The organism is Aeromonas sp. V90_14 (genome assembly GCF_029967615.1).
Classification (GTDB): Bacteria; Pseudomonadota; Gammaproteobacteria; order Enterobacterales; family Aeromonadaceae; genus Aeromonas; species Aeromonas hydrophila.
This window is the reverse complement of record NZ_JASCAS010000035.1, coordinates 1-15991: the sequence shown is the minus strand read 5'-3', so window position 1 is coordinate 15991 and position 15991 is coordinate 1. Positions and strand designations below refer to the sequence as shown.

Sequence of the window (15991 nt, the reverse complement as noted above, 5' to 3'; positions counted from 1 at the left end):
CATGACTGGCGCCGTTCAAAGCTGACCCTTGATTTCATTGGGCTGGCGCACCGAGCTCGTCCTTTTCACGCAAGCTGCCACCCCCGCCATTGCCGTCGCTCGACTAGAGTAGGGTTGTCTTCACAACCGGAATGGACGCCATGAAACCCTTGACCCTGATCGGCCTGACCGCCCTGCTCACCGCCTGTGGCGGCGGAGGCGGCGGCGACAACAACAGCCCGCAACAGGCCCAGCTCTCGCTGGCCTTCTCCGACGCCCCGGTGGATGCAGTCAGCAAGGTCTGCATCGCCGTCGCCAACATCAGCATCCACCCCGTCGCCGGCACCGAGCAGAGCTGGACCACTGCCAGTTTTCTCACCTCGGCCCAGGACGATGGCTGCACCCCGAGCGGCGAAACCATCCCGCTCGACAGTGCGGGCCGGCCGCTGTTCACCTACATAGACCTGCTGCACTACCAGGGCTCCGTCAGCCGCCCGCTGCTGGCCAGCCAGAGCGTGGTTCCCGGCGACTACAGCCAGATGCGGCTGCGGGTGCTGGACGGACGGGAGGTCGCCAACCAGTTTCTGGACGGCACTCCCTACTCCTACGTCAAACGGGATGATGGGGTGATCAAGCCGCTGGAGGTGCCCAGCAGCGAACTCAAGCTGGATGCCTTCACCATCGCCGCCAACGGCCTCAGCGCCTTCACCACCGAGTTCGATCTGCGCCAGGCCATGGTGCTGCCGGGCCACGAGCAGTACTACAAGCTCAAGCCCAGAGGGGTGCGGCTGGTGAACAACACCCAGGTCACCACCGTCAAGGGTACGGTCGCGGCCGGATTGTGCGGCGGCCAGCTGACCGACAAGGCCTTCGTCTACTTCTACCAGCCCAGAAGCGATGACAACTACCCCGACATGGCGGACAGCGACAACGGCTTCTATGCCAGCGCGCCCGTGTTGCCGCAAAGCGGTGGCGGCTTTGGTTACGAACTGGGATTTGTTACTCTCGGCAGCTACGATCTGGCGCTGGTCTGCAATGGCAACGAGGACGATCCGGCGCTGGCCGGCGACCCGCTGCAACTGGAACAGGTGCAGCAAGCCCAGGCGGTGGTGGCGCCCGCCACCAGCATCAACTTCCAGTAACCGGCGACCAGAGGGCAACCCGCACATGAGCACCTACCAACCCATCAGTTGCGATCTCTACGACTGGCTGGAGATCGCCGCCAGCTGGCAGCTGCCGGTCACCCTCACCGGCCGGGATGGCCGCCAGTGGGCGGACAAGATCCGCACCATCGAGGCCAGAGCAGGGGTCGAGTACCTGCTGCTGCAAGGCGGCGAGCGACTGAGCCTGGCGGAGCTGGCCACCATGGCGCTCAGCTGGCAGGGGGAGGAAAAGCTGATCCGCTTTGCCCCGCCGGCCCCAGCCGACGGCCAATAGATGGCAAGAGGGCCAACCCCGCCGGGTTGGCCCTCTTCTTTTACCTCTCGCGTGCGGTGTTATCCCGCCAGCGCCGCCATCACGTAGACATCGAAGCGGTTGCTCTTGGTCTCGATGGCCATGCTCGGCTTGTGCTCGTTGAGCCAGCCGGCGTAGTCCGGCCGTTTCACCACCACCCGCTTGTCCGCCATGGCGAGCGCCGCCGGCAGCAAGGCATCGGCGTCAAGATCCGGTCCCACCAGCGACTGGAACACCCGCATCTCTTTTTTCACCAGCGCCGACTTCTGCTTGTGGGGGAACATGGGATCGAGGTAGATGACGTCGGGCCGCTCGGTCAGCCCCAGCAAGGTCTCCACCGCCGGGCCATGCAGCAGCTGCATCCGCTCGCGTACCCAGGGGCCGATCTCGGGATCCAGCGCGGCCCGCGCCAGCCCGTCCTGCAACAGGGCGGCCACCACGGGGCTGCGCTCGATCATGGTCACCTTGCAGCCGAGGGAGGCGAGCACGAAGGCATCGCGCCCCAGCCCAGCGGTGGCATCCACCACGCGCGGCATGGCACCCGCCTTGAGCCCCACCGCCTTGGCGATGGACTGGCCACGGCCGCCGCCGAACTTGCGGCGATGGGCGACCGCCCCTTCGACGAAATCCACGTAGACCGCACCCAGCTTGGGCTCGTCCAGCTTGCGCAGCTCCAGCCGCGCCGCGGTGAACACCAGGGCAAACTGGGGAAGGTCGGTCTGGCCGAGCTGGCTGGCCAGGGCTTCGGCCTGGGGCGCCTTGGCGGGGTCTTCGAGGAGGATCTGCATGGTATCGACTGTGTGGCGGTATCAGTGGGCGGAGTGTACCACAGCCCCCGAAGGTCGCTGTAGGGGCTCCGGCCGAAGGAGAGAGGCGGAGGTGCTAGCTGGTCTGCAGGAACATGCTCTTGTCGTTGAGCTGCAGGTACTCGGTGAGGTCGTCGTAGGCCAGCGGCCGGCTCAGCAGATAGCCCTGCGTGAAGGCACACCCCTTCTGGCAGAGGAAGTTGAGCTGCTCGCGGGTCTCCACCCCCTCGATCACCACCTGCATTCCGAGGTTGTGCACTATGTTGATGATGCCGTCCAGCAGCAGCCGGTCCTGTTCATTGAACGGAATGTGGCGCACGAAGGCCCGGTCGATCTTGACCAGGTCCACCGGGAAGTTGCGCAGATAGTTGAGCGCCGAGTAGCCGGTGCCGAAGTCGTCGATGGCCAGCTTGCAGCCCGCCTCGCGCAGCGCATCGATCCGCACCCTGTGCTGATCGCTGGTCTCCATCAGCAGGGACTCGGTGATCTCGATGACGATGTCCGCCGGGTCCAGCCCGAAGTGGTGAATCACCTTGAGCCACTCGCTCGCTTCCGGGTCGATGGTCTGGAACTCCAGGGTGGAGCGGTTGATCGACATCTGCAGATCCGGGAAGCCGGATTGCTGCAGCCGCGCCAGATCCCGGCACGACTGCCACAGCACCAGCGCCCCCAGCCCCTGGATGAGCCCGGCCTCCTCCGCCAACGGAATGAAATCCGCCGGCGACACCTGACCCCAGTGCGGGTGATACCAGCGCACCAGCGCCTCCAGCTTGGCGACCCGGCCGCTGCGGTTGTCCCAGATCGGCTGGTAGGCCATGGTCAACTGTTCGAGCTTGATCGCCTCCGCCAGATCCTGCTGCATCTGGTGGCGCTGGCGCACCTCTTCGCGCATGGAGGCGCAATAGCTGCCGAGCAGCCGTCCCTGCCGCTTGGCGGCAAACAGTGCCTGCTCGGCGTTGCGCAGCAGCTCGTCGCTCTCCAGGCCATCGCCCGGGCAGAGGGTGATGCCGATGGTGGCCGTCACGTAGAGGTGCTGGTTGGCCAGCATGAAGGGGCGGGCGAAGCCGCCGATCACCTGCTTGGCAAACACCTCGGCCTGACGACGGTTGACGATGCCCGGCACCAGGAAGGCGAACTCATCGCCGCCGATGCGGGCCACCAGGTCCTCGGTGCGCACCCGACTCACCAACCGATCCGACACCTCCCGCAGCAGGGCGTCACCGGCGTGGTGATCCATGCTGTTGTTGACCGCCTTGAAGTTGTTGAGGTCGAGCACCATCAGCGCGAAGCGCTCGCCCCGCTCGCAGAAGCGGCTGAGGCAGCGGCCGAACAGCCAGCGGTTGGGCAGGCCGGTGAGGTTGTCATAGTTGGCCTGGGCGGCGATCTTCTGCTCCGCCAGCTTGGTCTGGGAGAGATCGCTGAAGATGGCGATGTACTGGCTGATGCGCCCCCCTTCCCGCAGGGTGCTGATCATCAGTTGCTGGGGGTAGAGCTTGCCGTTCTTGCGCTTGTTCCACACCTCGCCACGCCACACCCCCACCCGCTCCAGCGCGTGGTACATGTCGGCGTAGAAGGCCTGATCGTGCAGCCCGGACTTGAGCATGCTGGGCCGTTGGCCGCACACCTCCTCCTCGCTGTAACCGGTGATCTGCTCGAACGCAGGGTTGACCGAGATGATGCGGCTGTCGGCGTCGCACACCAGGATCGCCTCCGAGAGGTTGTCATAGACCCGGTGGGAGAGCTTGAGCTGTTCGGCGTGGCGCTTGAGGGGATCGATGTTCTCCAGCACCACCATCAGGTAGTCGGGCTGCAGCTGATCGTCCCGCACCAGGGTGACGGTGACCCGCCCCCACAGCACCTGACCGTCCCGGTGCAGATAGCGCTTCTCCTGGGTGAAGGCGGTGCGCTCGCCGCGTTTGAGCTCTTCATAGCAGGCGGCGCTGCGCAGCCAGTCTTCCGGGTGATTGAGCTCGGCGGCGGTGCGGTGCAGCAGCTCGCTCTGGCTGTAGCCCAGCATCTTTTCGATGGCCGGGTTGGTCCAGAGAATCTTGCCGTGCAGATCGAGCTTGCCGATCCCCACCGGCGCGTGGGACATCATGGTGTGCAGAAAGTCGTGGTACTCGGGCTGGGGTGGCGCCGGCTGTTGCAGCATCAGCGCCAGCTCGCGCCCGGCCAAGGGAGCCAGCAGGCGCAACAGGCCCATCACCTTGTCCATGTTGGTGAGCGGCCGCTTGAACAGCAAGCTGCAGATGCCGACCGTCTCCCCCTGGGCACTCTTGAGAGCGATGCCGGCATAGGCCTGGATGCGCCAGGCCTGCAACACGGCGGCATGGGGAAACAGCTGCTGTACCCGATCGCTGAACCAGGTCTCTCCCTCCTGCAGGGTGATCTCCCCCAGGGTGGCGCTGACCGGAAAGCTGAAATTGGTGATGTCGAGAGAGGCGGGGTGGGCGGCGTGCACCTTGAAAGAGAGCCCCGCTTGATCCCTGCCTGAAATCAGGACGAAGTCGGCCCCGACCGCTGCTGCGATTTCACTCACAAAGGTATCGAAATATCCCTGACCACTCGAATGAGACAGACTTGAGATGATTTGATAGACAGACTCGAGTGCTCGCCTCATGGCAAGGTTCTTTCTCTCCTTGGAAGGTAGGACCCGACTCTACTGAAGAGCCGGGGACAGTGCAAACATGCTATCCGCAAGATATTAAAAAGCCTTGAGAAAAGGGACCAAAAGGTCCCTTTTTATCTCAAAAATCACGCTGTGATCCCACTATGTGGCAAAACTGTACCTGCTTGAAGCTCACGCCAGCCGGGACCCGCAAACTCACGCGGCAATCCCGCTGTGACGGAGCAGCGCATCCACCTGAGGCTCGCGGCCACGGAAGGCTCGGAACAGCTCCATCGGCTCCTTGGAGCCACCCTTTTCCAGGATGTTCTTCAGGAAGGACTGGCCGGTGGCCGGGTTGAAGATCCCCTCCTCTTCGAAGCGGGAGAAGGCATCCGCAGAGAGCACCTCGGCCCACTTGTAGCTGTAGTAGCCCGCCGCATAACCGCCGGCGAAGATGTGGGAGAAGCTGTGCTGGAAGCGGTTGAACGCCGGCGGCGTCATCACCGCCACCTGGCTGCGCACCTCATTCAGCAGCGCGGGGATCTGATCCGCGCTGGCCGGGTCGAACTCCTGGTGCAGACGGAAGTCGAACAGGGCGAACTCCAGCTGGCGCAGCATCTGCATCGCCGCCTGGAAGTTGCGGGCGGTCAGCATCTTCTCCAGCAGATCAGCAGGCAGCGGCTCACCGGTCTCGTGATGGCCGGAGATGAAGGCCAGCGCCTCGGACTCCCAGCACCAGTTCTCGAGGAACTGGCTCGGCAGCTCCACCGCGTCCCAGGCCACGCCGTTGATACCAGCCACGCCGGCCACGTCGATGCGGGTCAGCATGTGGTGAATGCCGTGGCCGAACTCATGGAACAGGGTGACCACTTCGTTATGGGTGAACAGGGCGGGTTTGCCGTCCACCGGACCGTTGAAGTTGCAGGTCAGATAGGCCACCGGCTTTTGCAAGGATCCATCCTGACGGTAGCGACGACCCAGGCAGACGTCCATCCAGGCGCCGCCCTGCTTGTGCTCGCGGGCATAGAGGTCGAGGTAGAAGCTGCCGCGCAGCTCGTCCTCGGCGTCGAAGATGTCGTAGAAGCGCACGTCCGGGTGCCAGGTGTCGATGCCGAGACGCTCGCGCACCTTCATGCCAAACACCCGCTTGACCACCTCGAACAGCCCCTTCACCACCTTGCTGGCGGGGAAGTAGGGGCGCAGTTGCTCGTCGGAGATGGAGAACTTGTGCTGCTTGAGCTTCTCGGCGTAGTAGGCGAGATCCCAGGCGGCCAGCTCGCGCTGACCGTGTTGCTCGGCGGCGAAGGCGCGGATCTCTTCGAGCTCGGCCTTGCCCTGCGGCAGGGACTTGGCAGCCAGATCGGTGAGGAAGTTCACCACCTGCTCGGGCTTGTCTGCCATCTTGGTGGCCAGGGAGAGCTCGGCGTAGTTGGCGAAGCCGAGCAGCTTGGCCAGCTCGCGGCGCAGGGCAAGCAGCTCGGTCATGATGGCGGAGTTGTCCCACTTGCCGGCGTTGGGGCCCTGATCCGAGGCGCGGGTGGTGAAGGCCTCATACAGCTCGGCACGCAGCGCGCGGTTGTCGGCATACATCATCACTGGCAGGTAGGAGGGGATGTCCAGGGTGAACAGCCAACCCTCCTTGCCCTTCAGCTCGGCCAGCTGGCGGGCGGCGGCCTGTGCGCTCTGCGGCAAACCGGCCAGCTCGGCCTCGTCGGTCACCAGCTTGCTCCAGCCCTGGGTCGCATCCAGCACGTTGTTGCTGAAACGGGAAGCCAGCTCGGAGAGGCGGGCCTGGATCTCGCCGTAGCGCTGCTGCGCCTCGGCGGGCAGACCGATCCCGGACAGGCGAAAATCGCGCAGGGTGTTCTGGATCTCCTTGCGCTGGGCGCCGCTCAGCAGCGGGAAGTCGTCGCTCTCGGCCAGTTCGCGATAAGCCTGATAGAGCCCCTCGTGCTGGCCGACATAGGTCTGGAATTCAGACAGCAGCGGCAGGCAGGCGTCGTGGGCCGCGCGCAGCGCTTCGCTGTTGAGTACGGAGTTGAGGTGACTGACCGGTGACCAGATCCGCGCCAGGCGGTCGTTGACCTCTTCCAGCGGGGCGATCAGGCTGTCCCAGGTATGGGGGTCGCGCTGGGCCAGCACATCGCTGATCTTCTGTTTGCAATCGGCGATGGCCTGCGTCACGGCAGGCTGTACCTGATCGGGCTGGATCTGGCTGAAAGGGGGCAGCGAGTCCATTGTCAGCAAAGGGTTGTTCATCCTGCGATACCTCTAAATTCTCTACAGCCCCTGCCGTCCAGAAGCTTGCTTGGACTACCTAAGATGTAGGCAGAAACCTCATTAATCAAGCCTTTGCCTGCCAGAGCGCGGCCTGTTATCCACTTTTCGCCGAGATCTGCTCATTAAAACGGCGATCCGGATGCCAAAGACGACAATGCCGGCCCAGGGGCCGGCATTGTGGGTGACATCAGGCAAGCCGCATCAGCGTCTGGCGTCTTCCTGCAGCCACTGGGCAGCCCGCTTGGCGAAGTAGGTTAGGATGCCGTCGGCGCCAGCCCGCTTGAAGCAGAGCAGGGACTCCATGATGCTCTCCTTCTCCTTCAGCCAGCCGTTCTGAATGGCCGCCATGTGCATGGCGTACTCGCCGCTCACCTGATAGGCGAAGGTCGGCACGCCGAACTGATCCTTCACCTGGCGGATCACGTCCAGATAGGGCATGCCCGGCTTGACCATCACGCTGTCGGCCCCTTCCTGGATATCCAGCGCCACCTCGTGCAGGGCTTCGTTGCTGTTGGCCGGATCCATCTGGTAGGTGGCCTTGTTGCTCTTGCCGAGGTTGCCGGCAGAGCCCACCGCGTCGCGGAACGGGCCGTAGTAGCAGGAGGCGTACTTGGCGGAGTAGGCCATGATCTGGGTGTTGATGAAGCCGTTCTCTTCCAGTGCCGCGCGGATGGCGCCGATGCGGCCATCCATCATGTCGGACGGCGCGACGATATCGACCCCGGCAGCGGCGTGGGAGAGCGCCTGCTTCACCAGGATCTCGGTGGTGATGTCGTTCAGCACATAGCCTTCGTCATCGATGATGCCATCCTGACCGTGGGTGGTGAACGGGTCGAGCGCCACGTCGGTGATGACCCCCAGCTCCGGGAAGCTCGCCTTGAGGGCGCGCGTCGCCCGCTGGGCCAGCCCGTCCGGGTTGTAGGCCTCTTCCGCCAGCAGACTCTTCTGCTCCAGCGGAGTGACCGGGAACAGGGCGATGGCCGGCACGCCCAGCGCAACCAGCTCGGCAGCCTCTTTCAGCAGCAGATCAATGGAGAGCCTGTCCACCCCCGGCATGGAGGTGACGGCCTCACGACGGTTCTCCCCCTCCAGCACGAACACGGGATAGATGAGATCGTTGGCGGTCAGTACGTTCTCGCGCACCAGACGACGGCTGAAATCATGTTTGCGCACCCGGCGCAGACGGCGACCCGGAAAGGCGCCTGGAAGAGTTGTAGCCATGAATCACTCCTGAAGAGGAAGTTGGAAGAACGCGGCGGAGGTGGCCCGGGTGTGGGCCAGCAAGGCCTCGGGCGCTTCACCACGGCAGGCCGCCACCACCTGGGCGATGTGCGGCAAAAAAGCGGGTTCGTTGCGTTTTGGTCTGGGCTTCAGATCCCGCGGCACCAGATAGGGGGCATCGGTCTCGATCATCAGCCGGCCGGCCGGAATACGGGCCACCTGCTCGCGCAGCAACTGGCCGCGACGCTCGTCGCAGAGCCAGCCGGTCACCCCGATATGCAGCCCCAGCGCCAGACACTGATCCAGCTCCTCGTCGGAGCCGGTGAAGCAGTGCAGCACGGCCCCCGGCAGTCTGGGCAGCCAGGGGCGCAGGATCTCGATGAAACGGGCGTGAGCATCGCGGCAGTGGAGAAACACCGGCATCCCGAGTTCGGCGGCCAGCGCCAGCTGGGCGTCGAATACCGCGTCCTGCACCGGACGGGGGGAGAAGTCGCGATTGTAGTCGAGACCGCACTCGCCGATGGCCACCACCAGCGGCAGCGCCGCCAGCTCGCGCAGGGCGGGCAGGGTCGCCTCATCGACGCTCTTGGCGTCGTGGGGGTGGACCCCGGCGGTGGAGAAACAGTAACCCGGCCAGCGGGCGGCAAGGGTGGCGCTCTCGCGGCTGCCGACCAGATCGGTGCCGGTCAGGATCAGCGCCTCCACCCCCGCAGCGCGGGCGCGGGCCACCAGATCGGCCTGTTCATCGGCAAACTGGCTGCTGGTCAGGTTTACACCTATGTCGATCATGGGGTCAGCGGGTCCGAACAAAAGGAAGACATATCAGGTATTTGAAAACCATCTACTCAATGGGGCCTTACCATACGCCTCGAACGAGGGCATGAAAAGAGGAAGGGAGCCTTAGCTCCCCTCTTCAGTCTGTTCCTGCTTCTCTTCGCTCTCTTCTTTCACGTAGAAGCGGGCGAAGAACAGACCTATCTCCCACAAGCCCCACATGGGGATCGCGAGCAGGGTCTGGGAAAAGACATCGGGCGGCGTCAACAGCATGCCGACCACGAACACCCCGACGATGACGTAGGGACGCTTCTCCCGCAGGCTCTTGGGACTGGTCACCCCGGTCCAGCACAGCAGTATGGTGGCCACCGGAATTTCGAACGCCACCCCGAACGCGAAGAACAGGGTCAGTACGAAGTCCAGATAGCTGGCGATGTCGGTCGCCACCGTCACCCCGGCGGGCGCGGTGCTGGTGAAGAAACCGAACACCAGCGGAAACACCACGTAGTAGGCGAACGCCATGCCGGCATAGAACAGCACGGCACTGGAGGCGACCAGCGGCATGATCAGGCGCCGTTCATGCTGGTACAGACCGGGGGCGATGAAGGCCCAGGCCTGATAGAGCAGATAGGGGATCGCCACGAAGAAGGAGACCACCAGGGTCAGCTTGATCGGCGTCAGGAAGGGGGTCGCCACATCCGTCGCTATCATGCTGGTCCCTTCCGGCAACTGACTCAGCAGCGGCTGGGCCACGAAGTCGTAGATGTTGTTGGAGAAGTAGATCAGCGCGATGAACACCAGCAGGATGGCCGAGATGGAGCGCAGCAGGCGCGTTCTCAGCTCGACCAGATGGCTGATCAGGGGTTGCTCGGCCTGACTCATGGCTTCACCTCCCCTTGTTCGGCGCTCGGCCGGGCACTTGCGGCGGGGATCACGGTGGGCTCCTCATCAGGTGTCGCCACACTGACGGGGGCTGCCGGCTCCTCCTTCACCTCGGCGGCGGCCGGTGCTGGCTGGATGGTATTTTGTTGTTCGTATGGACGGGTCACCGATTGTGCGGCCGTTTTCAGCTGCTCGATAGACTCCTGCAGCTCGGGGCTCAGGTTGTTCATCTGCAACTGTTCGGCCTTCTTCAGGTCGTTGTGCAGATCCTGCAACTTGAGCTCCTGCTCCAGCTCGGCCTTGACCGAGTTGGCGGTGCTGCGGATCAGTCTGATCCAGTGGCTGGCGGTACGGATCGCCACGGGCAGCCGCTCGGGGCCGAGCACCACCAGGGCGACGACACCAATGACAACCAGCTCCCAGAAACCGATATCGAACATGGCTTAGGCCTGATCTTTATCTTTCTGCTTGGCAGCATCGCTAGGCTGACCGGCTGCTTCGTTCAGCTGTTTCGGCGGAAACTCGGCATCCTTCTGCTCGGACTTGGTCTCCGGCTCGTCGGACAGCGCCTTCTTGAAGCCCTTGACCGCGGCGCCCAGATCACCGCCGATGCCGCGCAGTTTCTTGGTACCGAACAGCAGCACGACGATGACTGCGATGATCAACAATTGCCAAATACTGATACCACCCATGACTTTCTCTCCAGAACAGGCGCCTGCTGGCGCAGTTTATTTAATGAGAACGGGTTCGCAACCAACCCAGCAGCCAGCATAACCCGGCGCAGGCGAGGCTGATTTGTCCCCACTCAATGTGTTGTTTTTGGGTCAGCAAGAATACACCGGCCAATAGCAGGCTGGCTCCAACCCCTAAGAGGTAGCGAGCCTGACCCTGGCGGCGACTGTGCCGGCGAAAATCGGCAAACATCTGGTCGAAGTGGCGCTGCTGATGACGGGTCTGGCGCAAGGTCTCGTAGACCAGCTCCGGCAGTTCCGGCAGCTTCTCAGCCCAGAATGGCGCCTTCTCCTTGATGGCATTCCACACCGCCTTGGGTCCCACCTGCTGATACATCCAGTTTTCCAGATAGGGCTTGGCGGTCTGCCACAAATCGAGCTGCGGGTAGAGCTGGCGACCCAGCCCCTCCACATAGAGCAGGGTCTTCTGCAACAGCACCAGCTGCGGCTGCACCTGCATGTTGAAGCGGCGCGCGGTGTTGAACAGGTTGAGCAGCACGTGGCCGAACGAGATCTCGGACAACGGCTTCTCGAAGATGGGCTCCAGTACGGTGCGGATGGCGAACTCGAACTCATCCACCTTGGTATCGGGCGGTACCCAGCCGGACTCCACGTGCAGCTCGGCCACCCGGCGGTAGTCACGGTTGAAGAAGGCGAGGAAGTTCTCGGCCAGGTAGCGCTTGTCTTCCCGGTTGAGGGTGCCGACGATGCCGCAGTCGATGCCGATCCAGAGCGGATTCTCCGGATGTTCGTAGGAGACGAAGATGTTGCCCGGGTGCATGTCGGCGTGGAAGAAGCTGTCGCGGAACACCTGGGTGAAGAACACCTCCACCCCGCGCTCGGCCAGCAGCTTCATGTTGGTGCCGTTGGCCTCCAGCGCAGCAATGTCGGAGACCGGAATGCCGTAGATCCGCTCCATCACCAGCACCTGTTCGCGGCAGTGCTCGGTGAACACCTCGGGCACGTAGAGCGCCTCGGAGCCGGTGAAGTTGCGGCGCAGCTGGATGGCGTTGGCCGCTTCGCGCATCAGGTTGAGCTCGTCGAGGATGGTCTTGCGATACTCTTCCACCACCTCGATGGGGCGCAGTCGTCCGCTCTGGGGCACGAAACGGGCCACCAGACGGGCCAGCGCCTGCATCAGCCTCAGGTCGGCCTCGATGACCGGCTCGATGTCGGGACGGATCACCTTGATGACGATCTCGCGGCCGTTTTCCTTCAGCCGGGCGGTGTGCACCTGAGCGATGGAGGCCGACGCCAGCGGCGTCTCGTCGAAGTCGTCGAACAGGGTCTCGATGGTGCAGCCCAGGCTCGCTTCGATCTGGCGGCGGGCCGCCTGACCACAGAAGGGGGGCACCCTGTCCTGCAGCAGTGCCAGCTCCTCGGCGATGTCCGGCGGCAGCAGATCGCGCCGGGTCGAAAGCATCTGACCGAACTTGATGAAGATGGGGCCGAGCGCCTCGAAGGCGAGCCGGATGCGGGCACCGCGGTTCAGTCCCTGACGTTTGTTCTTGAGCCAGAACAGGCTGCGACGGGCCAGCCGGCCAGGCCAGGGTTGGTAACGGGCGGGCACCAGCTCGTCGATACCCTGTTCCAGCAGGATGCTGATGATGCGATAGAGGCGCTTGAACTCCTTCGGGGTCATCAGGCTACCTGCTGCTCGAAGCGGGCCAGCCGCAGCTCGACCGCTTTCATCTGCTGGGTCAGCAACTCGACATCGTCGTTGAAGCTGGCCACTTCCAGCGGACCCGGCGCAAGCCGGATCTCTTCGGTCAGGTATTCGGCCAGCTGGCGCTGGCTGCGGCACAATTCACGCCCCAACAGCCGGCGTGCCTGACTGGCACCACGCAGCAGGGTATGGGCCAGCACATCGCCGGTATAACGGGACAGCTCTTCTTCCCAGTCGATATTCAGCTCGCCCAGCAACACGCTGAACGCCTGCACCAGCTGAGGGTCGCCGCTCAGATCCAGCTTCTCCTCGCGGATATAGCGGGTCAGGGCGGAGGGGTCCTTGAGCAGGCCGAGCGCGGTCAGGGAGAGGCTCAGCACCGCATCGGCCTCCCCTTCGAATTTGGCCAGCACATCCAGCCGGCGCTCGGAGAAGACAAACCAGAGTGGCTTGAGCTCGCGCAGCTCCAGTTTGAGTACCTTGCCCATCAATTTGCGCAGCCGCTCCGGACTCTGCTTGTCGAGTCGCAGCAGCTGGTTGAGGCTGGTTTCGATCACCGCGGTGACCATGGCATCCATCGGCATAGGCGACCTTAAAACTTGTAACCGCGGTGCAGGGCGACCACGCCCTGGGTCAGGTTGTAAAACTCGACCTGCTCGAAACCGACATTCTCCATCATGCCTGCCAGAGTCTGCTGATCCGGGTGCATGCGGATCGACTCCGCCAGGTATTTGTAGCTTTCGCTGTCATTCGCGACGATTTCGCCCATTTTCGGCAGCAGTTTGAAGGAGTAGAGATCGTACAGCTTGGCGATCACTTCGCTGACCGGCTTGGAGAACTCCAGCACCAGCAGGCGGCCACCCGGCTTGAGCACCCGGAACATGGAGGCAAGCGCCTTGTCCTTGTCGGTGACGTTGCGCAGGCCGAAACCGATGGTGATGACGTCGAAATGGTTGTCAGGGAACGGGAGCGCCTCGGCATTGGCCTGCACGTAGGAGACGTTGTTGGCCACACCCAGATTGCGCAGCTTGTCGCGGCCCACCTTGAGCATGGAGTCGTTGATGTCCGCCAGCACCACCTGGCCGGTCTCGCCGACGATGCGGGAGAACTTGGCGGTCAGATCGCCGGTACCACCGGCCAGATCCAGCACCTTCTGACCCTTGCGCACACCGGAGCAGTCGATGGTGAAGCGCTTCCACAGGCGGTGGATGCCGAACGACATCAGATCGTTCATCAGATCATACTTGGCTGCCACCGAATGGAAGACGCCGGCGACCAGGGTTTCCTTCTCGGTCGAGGCCACGGTTTTAAAGCCAAAATGCGTTGTCGTAGTCTGTTCTGACATCCCTTAAACACCCATAGAGCAAAGAATGGCCGCCAGTTTACCAGAGCCAATGGCGTGCGGACACCTTAAACCCGGCTGGCGACCAACTGCATCCCCAGCACCACCATGGCCAGACAGAGAAACAGGTTGAGGCCGATATTGAGGGCGGCTTTCAGATAGGCCCCCTGCTGGGCCAGAACCACTGTATCCAGCGCGAAGGAGGAGAAGGTGGTCAGGGCGCCGAGGATACCCACCATCAGCAGCGGTTTCAGCGGGTGCTCCACCACATGACCATGGCTGATCAGCGCAAAGGCAATGCCCATGATGAAGGAGCCGACCACGTTGACCATCAGGGTGCCATAGGGGAAATGACGTCCCAACAGCAGCGCCATCAGTTCGGCGATACCAAAGCGCAGACAGGCGCCGATGGCCCCGCCGGCGGCAACATATAACCAGGTTTGCATGGGAGCACGCCTCCATAGTATCGGGCCGACATTATGCAAAATGTCAGGCCCGGGGGACAGCAGGGCAATTAATCGACATCGCCCGCATCAACGGCGAAAGTCGACCGGCTCGACCTGAGCGAGATGAATCGAGGTGCGGGATGGAGTGGTTTGCGCAATCACCCGGCCACCGCGAACGGAGTAACGCACCGCCACCTGGCGGCGCACCGCATCAAAGCCGTTCTCGGCGGGCAGGATCAGCAGGTTGGCCGGTTTGCCCACCTCGATGCCGTAGCGATCCTGCACGTTCAGGGTGCGTGCACTGTGGCAGCTGATCAGCTTGAGGCTATCGTTGATCTGCTCGTAGCCCATGATCTGGCAGACATGCAGCCCCATGTGCAGCACCTGCAACATGTTGGCGGTGCCCATGGGATACCAGGGATCGAACACGTCGTCATGACCGAAACAGACATTGATGTTCGCTTCCAACATCTCCTTCACCCGGGTGATGCCGCGACGCTTGGGATAACTGTCGAAGCGCCCCTGCAGGTGGATGTTCACCAGCGGATTGGCGACGAAGTTGATGTCCGCCATCTTCAGCAACCGGAACAGGCGCGACGCATAGGCGCCGTTATAGGAGTGCATGGCGGTGGTGTGGCTGGCGGTCACCCGCTGACCCATGCCGCGCTCGTAGGCCAGGGTCGCCAGCGTCTCGATGAAGCGGGACTGCTCGTCATCGATCTCGTCGCAGTGCACATCCACCAGAACCTGATACTTCTCGGCAAGATCGAACACATAGTGCAGACTTTCGACCCCATATTCCCGAGTGAACTCGAAATGGGGGATGGCGCCTATCACGTCGGCGCCCAGCTTGAGCGCCTCTTCAAGCAGCGCCTTGCCGTTGGGGTAAGAGAGGATCCCCTCCTGCGGGAAAGCCACTATCTGCAGATCCACCCACCCCTTCATCTCCTCCCGCACTTCCAACATGGCCTTCAGGGCGACCAGATTGGGGTCGGAGACATCCACGTGGGTGCGGACGAACTGGATGCCGTTGGCAATCTGCCACTTCAGCGTCTGGATGGCCCGCTGCTTCACATCCTTGTGGGTCAGCAGTGCCTTGCGCTCGGCCCAGCGTTCGATCCCTTCGAACAGGGTGCCGGAGAGGTTCCAGTTCGGCTCACCGGCCGTCTGGGTGGTATCAAGATGGATGTGAGGCTCGACAAAGGGAGCGATGGCGAGCCCCTCCTCACCATCAAGCTCGTGGGCTGCGAGCAGATGGGTGCTCATGGGTTCGATGGCACGGATCAGGCCATCCTGGCAGAGGATCTGCCACATCCCCTCCCTGCCGACCAGACGCAGGTTCTTTATCAGCATGTTTTTGCTTCCTTTTTTCAAACACCAACGGCTTTTTCAATCCACAACTTAGCTTGGATCAATTTGATAGAAAAGCGTTCATATTGAATACATATGAGACTGTTACTATTGATAAACAGCAAAAATAAAGGGAGTTGATTGGGATGAAAGCAGGATTGACCGAGATCGGCAGCGCAGGCTTGTTCCACGAGTATCTGCAGACACTGGGTATCAACAAACCACCCTTGACGTCGATCGACAAGCAGTGGGAATACACCCGCAATGAACGACTGGTGGCAGCCATTCAGATAGAAGCCTCCGGACAGGCTCGGTTCTATCTCGATGCCAGGCAGATTTCGGTAAACTGAGAAAAGCGGATACAAAAAAGCCTCCCGATTGGGAGGCTTTAATATTTAATGGTGCTGATACCCAGAGTCGAACTGGGGACCTCATCCTTACCAAGGATGCG

At 62.6% G+C, this 15991-nt stretch carries 16 protein-coding genes; 3 read left to right on the top strand and 13 right to left on the bottom strand.

The window, feature by feature from the left end; translation table 11 throughout:
• The first annotated feature begins 140 nt into the window (after positions 1-140).
• Together QLG02_RS14945 and QLG02_RS14940 are read left to right on the top strand one after the other, a co-directional pair.
• Positions 141-1121 (top strand): DUF4382 domain-containing protein, encoded by a 981-nt coding sequence (locus QLG02_RS14945; protein ID WP_282465548.1) that lies wholly within the window; start codon positions 141-143, stop codon positions 1119-1121.
• Positions 1122-1146: 25 nt separating this feature from the next.
• On the top strand, positions 1147-1416 hold the full coding sequence (locus QLG02_RS14940) for a Rho-binding antiterminator (RefSeq protein WP_016348955.1): 270 nt from the start codon (positions 1147-1149) through the stop codon (positions 1414-1416).
• 59 nt (positions 1417-1475) lie between these two features.
• Here the strand turns inward: QLG02_RS14940 and QLG02_RS14935 are convergent, their stop codons facing one another.
• From QLG02_RS14935 to QLG02_RS14875, 13 genes are all read right to left on the bottom strand, one after another.
• The gene (locus tag QLG02_RS14935; RefSeq protein ID WP_017410823.1) at positions 1476-2222 is read right to left on the bottom strand and encodes a class I SAM-dependent methyltransferase; all 747 of its coding nucleotides are present in this window, start codon (positions 2220-2222) and stop codon (positions 1476-1478) included.
• A 94-nt stretch (positions 2223-2316) separates the two neighbouring features.
• A complete protein-coding gene (locus QLG02_RS14930) occupies positions 2317-4860 on the bottom strand; it encodes an EAL domain-containing protein (RefSeq protein WP_282465547.1) in 2544 nt (847 codons plus the stop codon).
• A gap of 204 nt (positions 4861-5064) precedes the next feature.
• Positions 5065-7107 (bottom strand): oligopeptidase A, encoded by a 2043-nt coding sequence (gene prlC / locus QLG02_RS14925; protein WP_282465546.1) that lies wholly within the window; start codon positions 7105-7107, stop codon positions 5065-5067.
• 222 nt (positions 7108-7329) lie between these two features.
• Entirely contained in the window at positions 7330-8349 is a 1020-nt protein-coding gene (hemB, locus tag QLG02_RS14920; RefSeq protein ID WP_024945496.1) for a porphobilinogen synthase, read from the bottom strand.
• Positions 8350-8352: 3 nt separating this feature from the next.
• Positions 8353-9138: a TatD family hydrolase gene (locus QLG02_RS14915; RefSeq protein WP_282465545.1), complete on the bottom strand. Its 786-nt coding sequence runs from the start codon at positions 9136-9138 to the stop codon at positions 8353-8355.
• Between the two features lie 111 nt (positions 9139-9249).
• Entirely contained in the window at positions 9250-10005 is a 756-nt protein-coding gene (gene tatC, locus QLG02_RS14910) for a twin-arginine translocase subunit TatC (protein ID WP_011704121.1), read from the bottom strand.
• Complete coding sequence (gene tatB / locus QLG02_RS14905; protein WP_043162903.1) at positions 10002-10445, bottom strand: Sec-independent protein translocase protein TatB; 444 nt, start codon at positions 10443-10445, stop codon at positions 10002-10004. Before tatB ends, tatC begins: the two co-directional genes overlap by 4 nt.
• 3 nt (positions 10446-10448) lie before the next feature.
• Entirely contained in the window at positions 10449-10697 is a 249-nt protein-coding gene (tatA, locus tag QLG02_RS14900) for a Sec-independent protein translocase subunit TatA (RefSeq protein WP_011704119.1), read from the bottom strand.
• Between the two features lie 40 nt (positions 10698-10737).
• Positions 10738-12378 (bottom strand): ubiquinone biosynthesis regulatory protein kinase UbiB, encoded by a 1641-nt coding sequence (ubiB, locus tag QLG02_RS14895; protein ID WP_282465544.1) that lies wholly within the window; start codon positions 12376-12378, stop codon positions 10738-10740.
• Positions 12378-12986 (bottom strand): SCP2 sterol-binding domain-containing protein, encoded by a 609-nt coding sequence (locus QLG02_RS14890; RefSeq protein WP_282465543.1) that lies wholly within the window; start codon positions 12984-12986, stop codon positions 12378-12380. The genes ubiB and QLG02_RS14890 overlap by 1 nt, the downstream gene beginning before the upstream one ends.
• A gap of 8 nt (positions 12987-12994) precedes the next feature.
• Positions 12995-13747, bottom strand: coding sequence for a bifunctional demethylmenaquinone methyltransferase/2-methoxy-6-polyprenyl-1,4-benzoquinol methylase UbiE (gene ubiE, locus QLG02_RS14885; protein WP_011704116.1), 753 nt, complete (start codon positions 13745-13747; stop codon positions 12995-12997).
• 65 nt (positions 13748-13812) lie between these two features.
• Complete coding sequence (gene crcB / locus QLG02_RS14880; RefSeq protein ID WP_016348946.1) at positions 13813-14190, bottom strand: fluoride efflux transporter CrcB; 378 nt, start codon at positions 14188-14190, stop codon at positions 13813-13815.
• Positions 14191-14277: 87 nt separating this feature from the next.
• Complete coding sequence (locus tag QLG02_RS14875; RefSeq protein ID WP_282465542.1) at positions 14278-15543, bottom strand: cytosine deaminase; 1266 nt, start codon at positions 15541-15543, stop codon at positions 14278-14280.
• Positions 15544-15686: 143 nt separating this feature from the next.
• Here QLG02_RS14875 and QLG02_RS14870 point away from each other — a divergent pair, with 143 nt between their 5' ends.
• Positions 15687-15890, top strand: a complete 204-nt coding sequence (locus QLG02_RS14870) for a hypothetical protein (RefSeq protein WP_039215414.1) — start codon at positions 15687-15689, stop codon at positions 15888-15890.
• The last annotated feature ends 101 nt before the right edge of the window (positions 15891-15991 follow it).

Bases quoted from the DNA above. Each gene is read 5' to 3' on its own strand.
- QLG02_RS14935 (WP_017410823.1), bottom strand. From the start codon at position 2,222: ATGCAGATCCTCCTCGAAGACCCCGCCAAGGCGCCCCAGGCCGAAGCC.
- tatC (WP_011704121.1), bottom strand. From the start codon at position 10,005: ATGAGTCAGGCCGAGCAACCCCTGATCAGCCATCTGGTCGAGCTGAGA.
- QLG02_RS14870 (WP_039215414.1), top strand. From the start codon at position 15,687: ATGAAAGCAGGATTGACCGAGATCGGCAGCGCAGGCTTGTTCCACGAG.
- prlC (WP_282465546.1), bottom strand. From the start codon at position 7,107: ATGAACAACCCTTTGCTGACAATGGACTCGCTGCCCCCTTTCAGCCAG.
- ubiE (WP_011704116.1), bottom strand. From the start codon at position 13,747: ATGTCAGAACAGACTACGACAACGCATTTTGGCTTTAAAACCGTGGCC.
- QLG02_RS14940 (WP_016348955.1), top strand. From the start codon at position 1,147: ATGAGCACCTACCAACCCATCAGTTGCGATCTCTACGACTGGCTGGAG.
- crcB (WP_016348946.1), bottom strand. From the start codon at position 14,190: ATGCAAACCTGGTTATATGTTGCCGCCGGCGGGGCCATCGGCGCCTGT.
- tatA (WP_011704119.1), bottom strand. From the start codon at position 10,697: ATGGGTGGTATCAGTATTTGGCAATTGTTGATCATCGCAGTCATCGTC.
- QLG02_RS14875 (WP_282465542.1), bottom strand. From the start codon at position 15,543: ATGCTGATAAAGAACCTGCGTCTGGTCGGCAGGGAGGGGATGTGGCAG.
- QLG02_RS14930 (WP_282465547.1), bottom strand. From the start codon at position 4,860: ATGAGGCGAGCACTCGAGTCTGTCTATCAAATCATCTCAAGTCTGTCT.
- QLG02_RS14890 (WP_282465543.1), bottom strand. From the start codon at position 12,986: ATGCCGATGGATGCCATGGTCACCGCGGTGATCGAAACCAGCCTCAAC.
- QLG02_RS14915 (WP_282465545.1), bottom strand. From the start codon at position 9,138: ATGATCGACATAGGTGTAAACCTGACCAGCAGCCAGTTTGCCGATGAA.
- QLG02_RS14945 (WP_282465548.1), top strand. From the start codon at position 141: ATGAAACCCTTGACCCTGATCGGCCTGACCGCCCTGCTCACCGCCTGT.
- tatB (WP_043162903.1), bottom strand. From the start codon at position 10,445: ATGTTCGATATCGGTTTCTGGGAGCTGGTTGTCATTGGTGTCGTCGCC.
- ubiB (WP_282465544.1), bottom strand. From the start codon at position 12,378: ATGACCCCGAAGGAGTTCAAGCGCCTCTATCGCATCATCAGCATCCTG.
- hemB (WP_024945496.1), bottom strand. From the start codon at position 8,349: ATGGCTACAACTCTTCCAGGCGCCTTTCCGGGTCGCCGTCTGCGCCGG.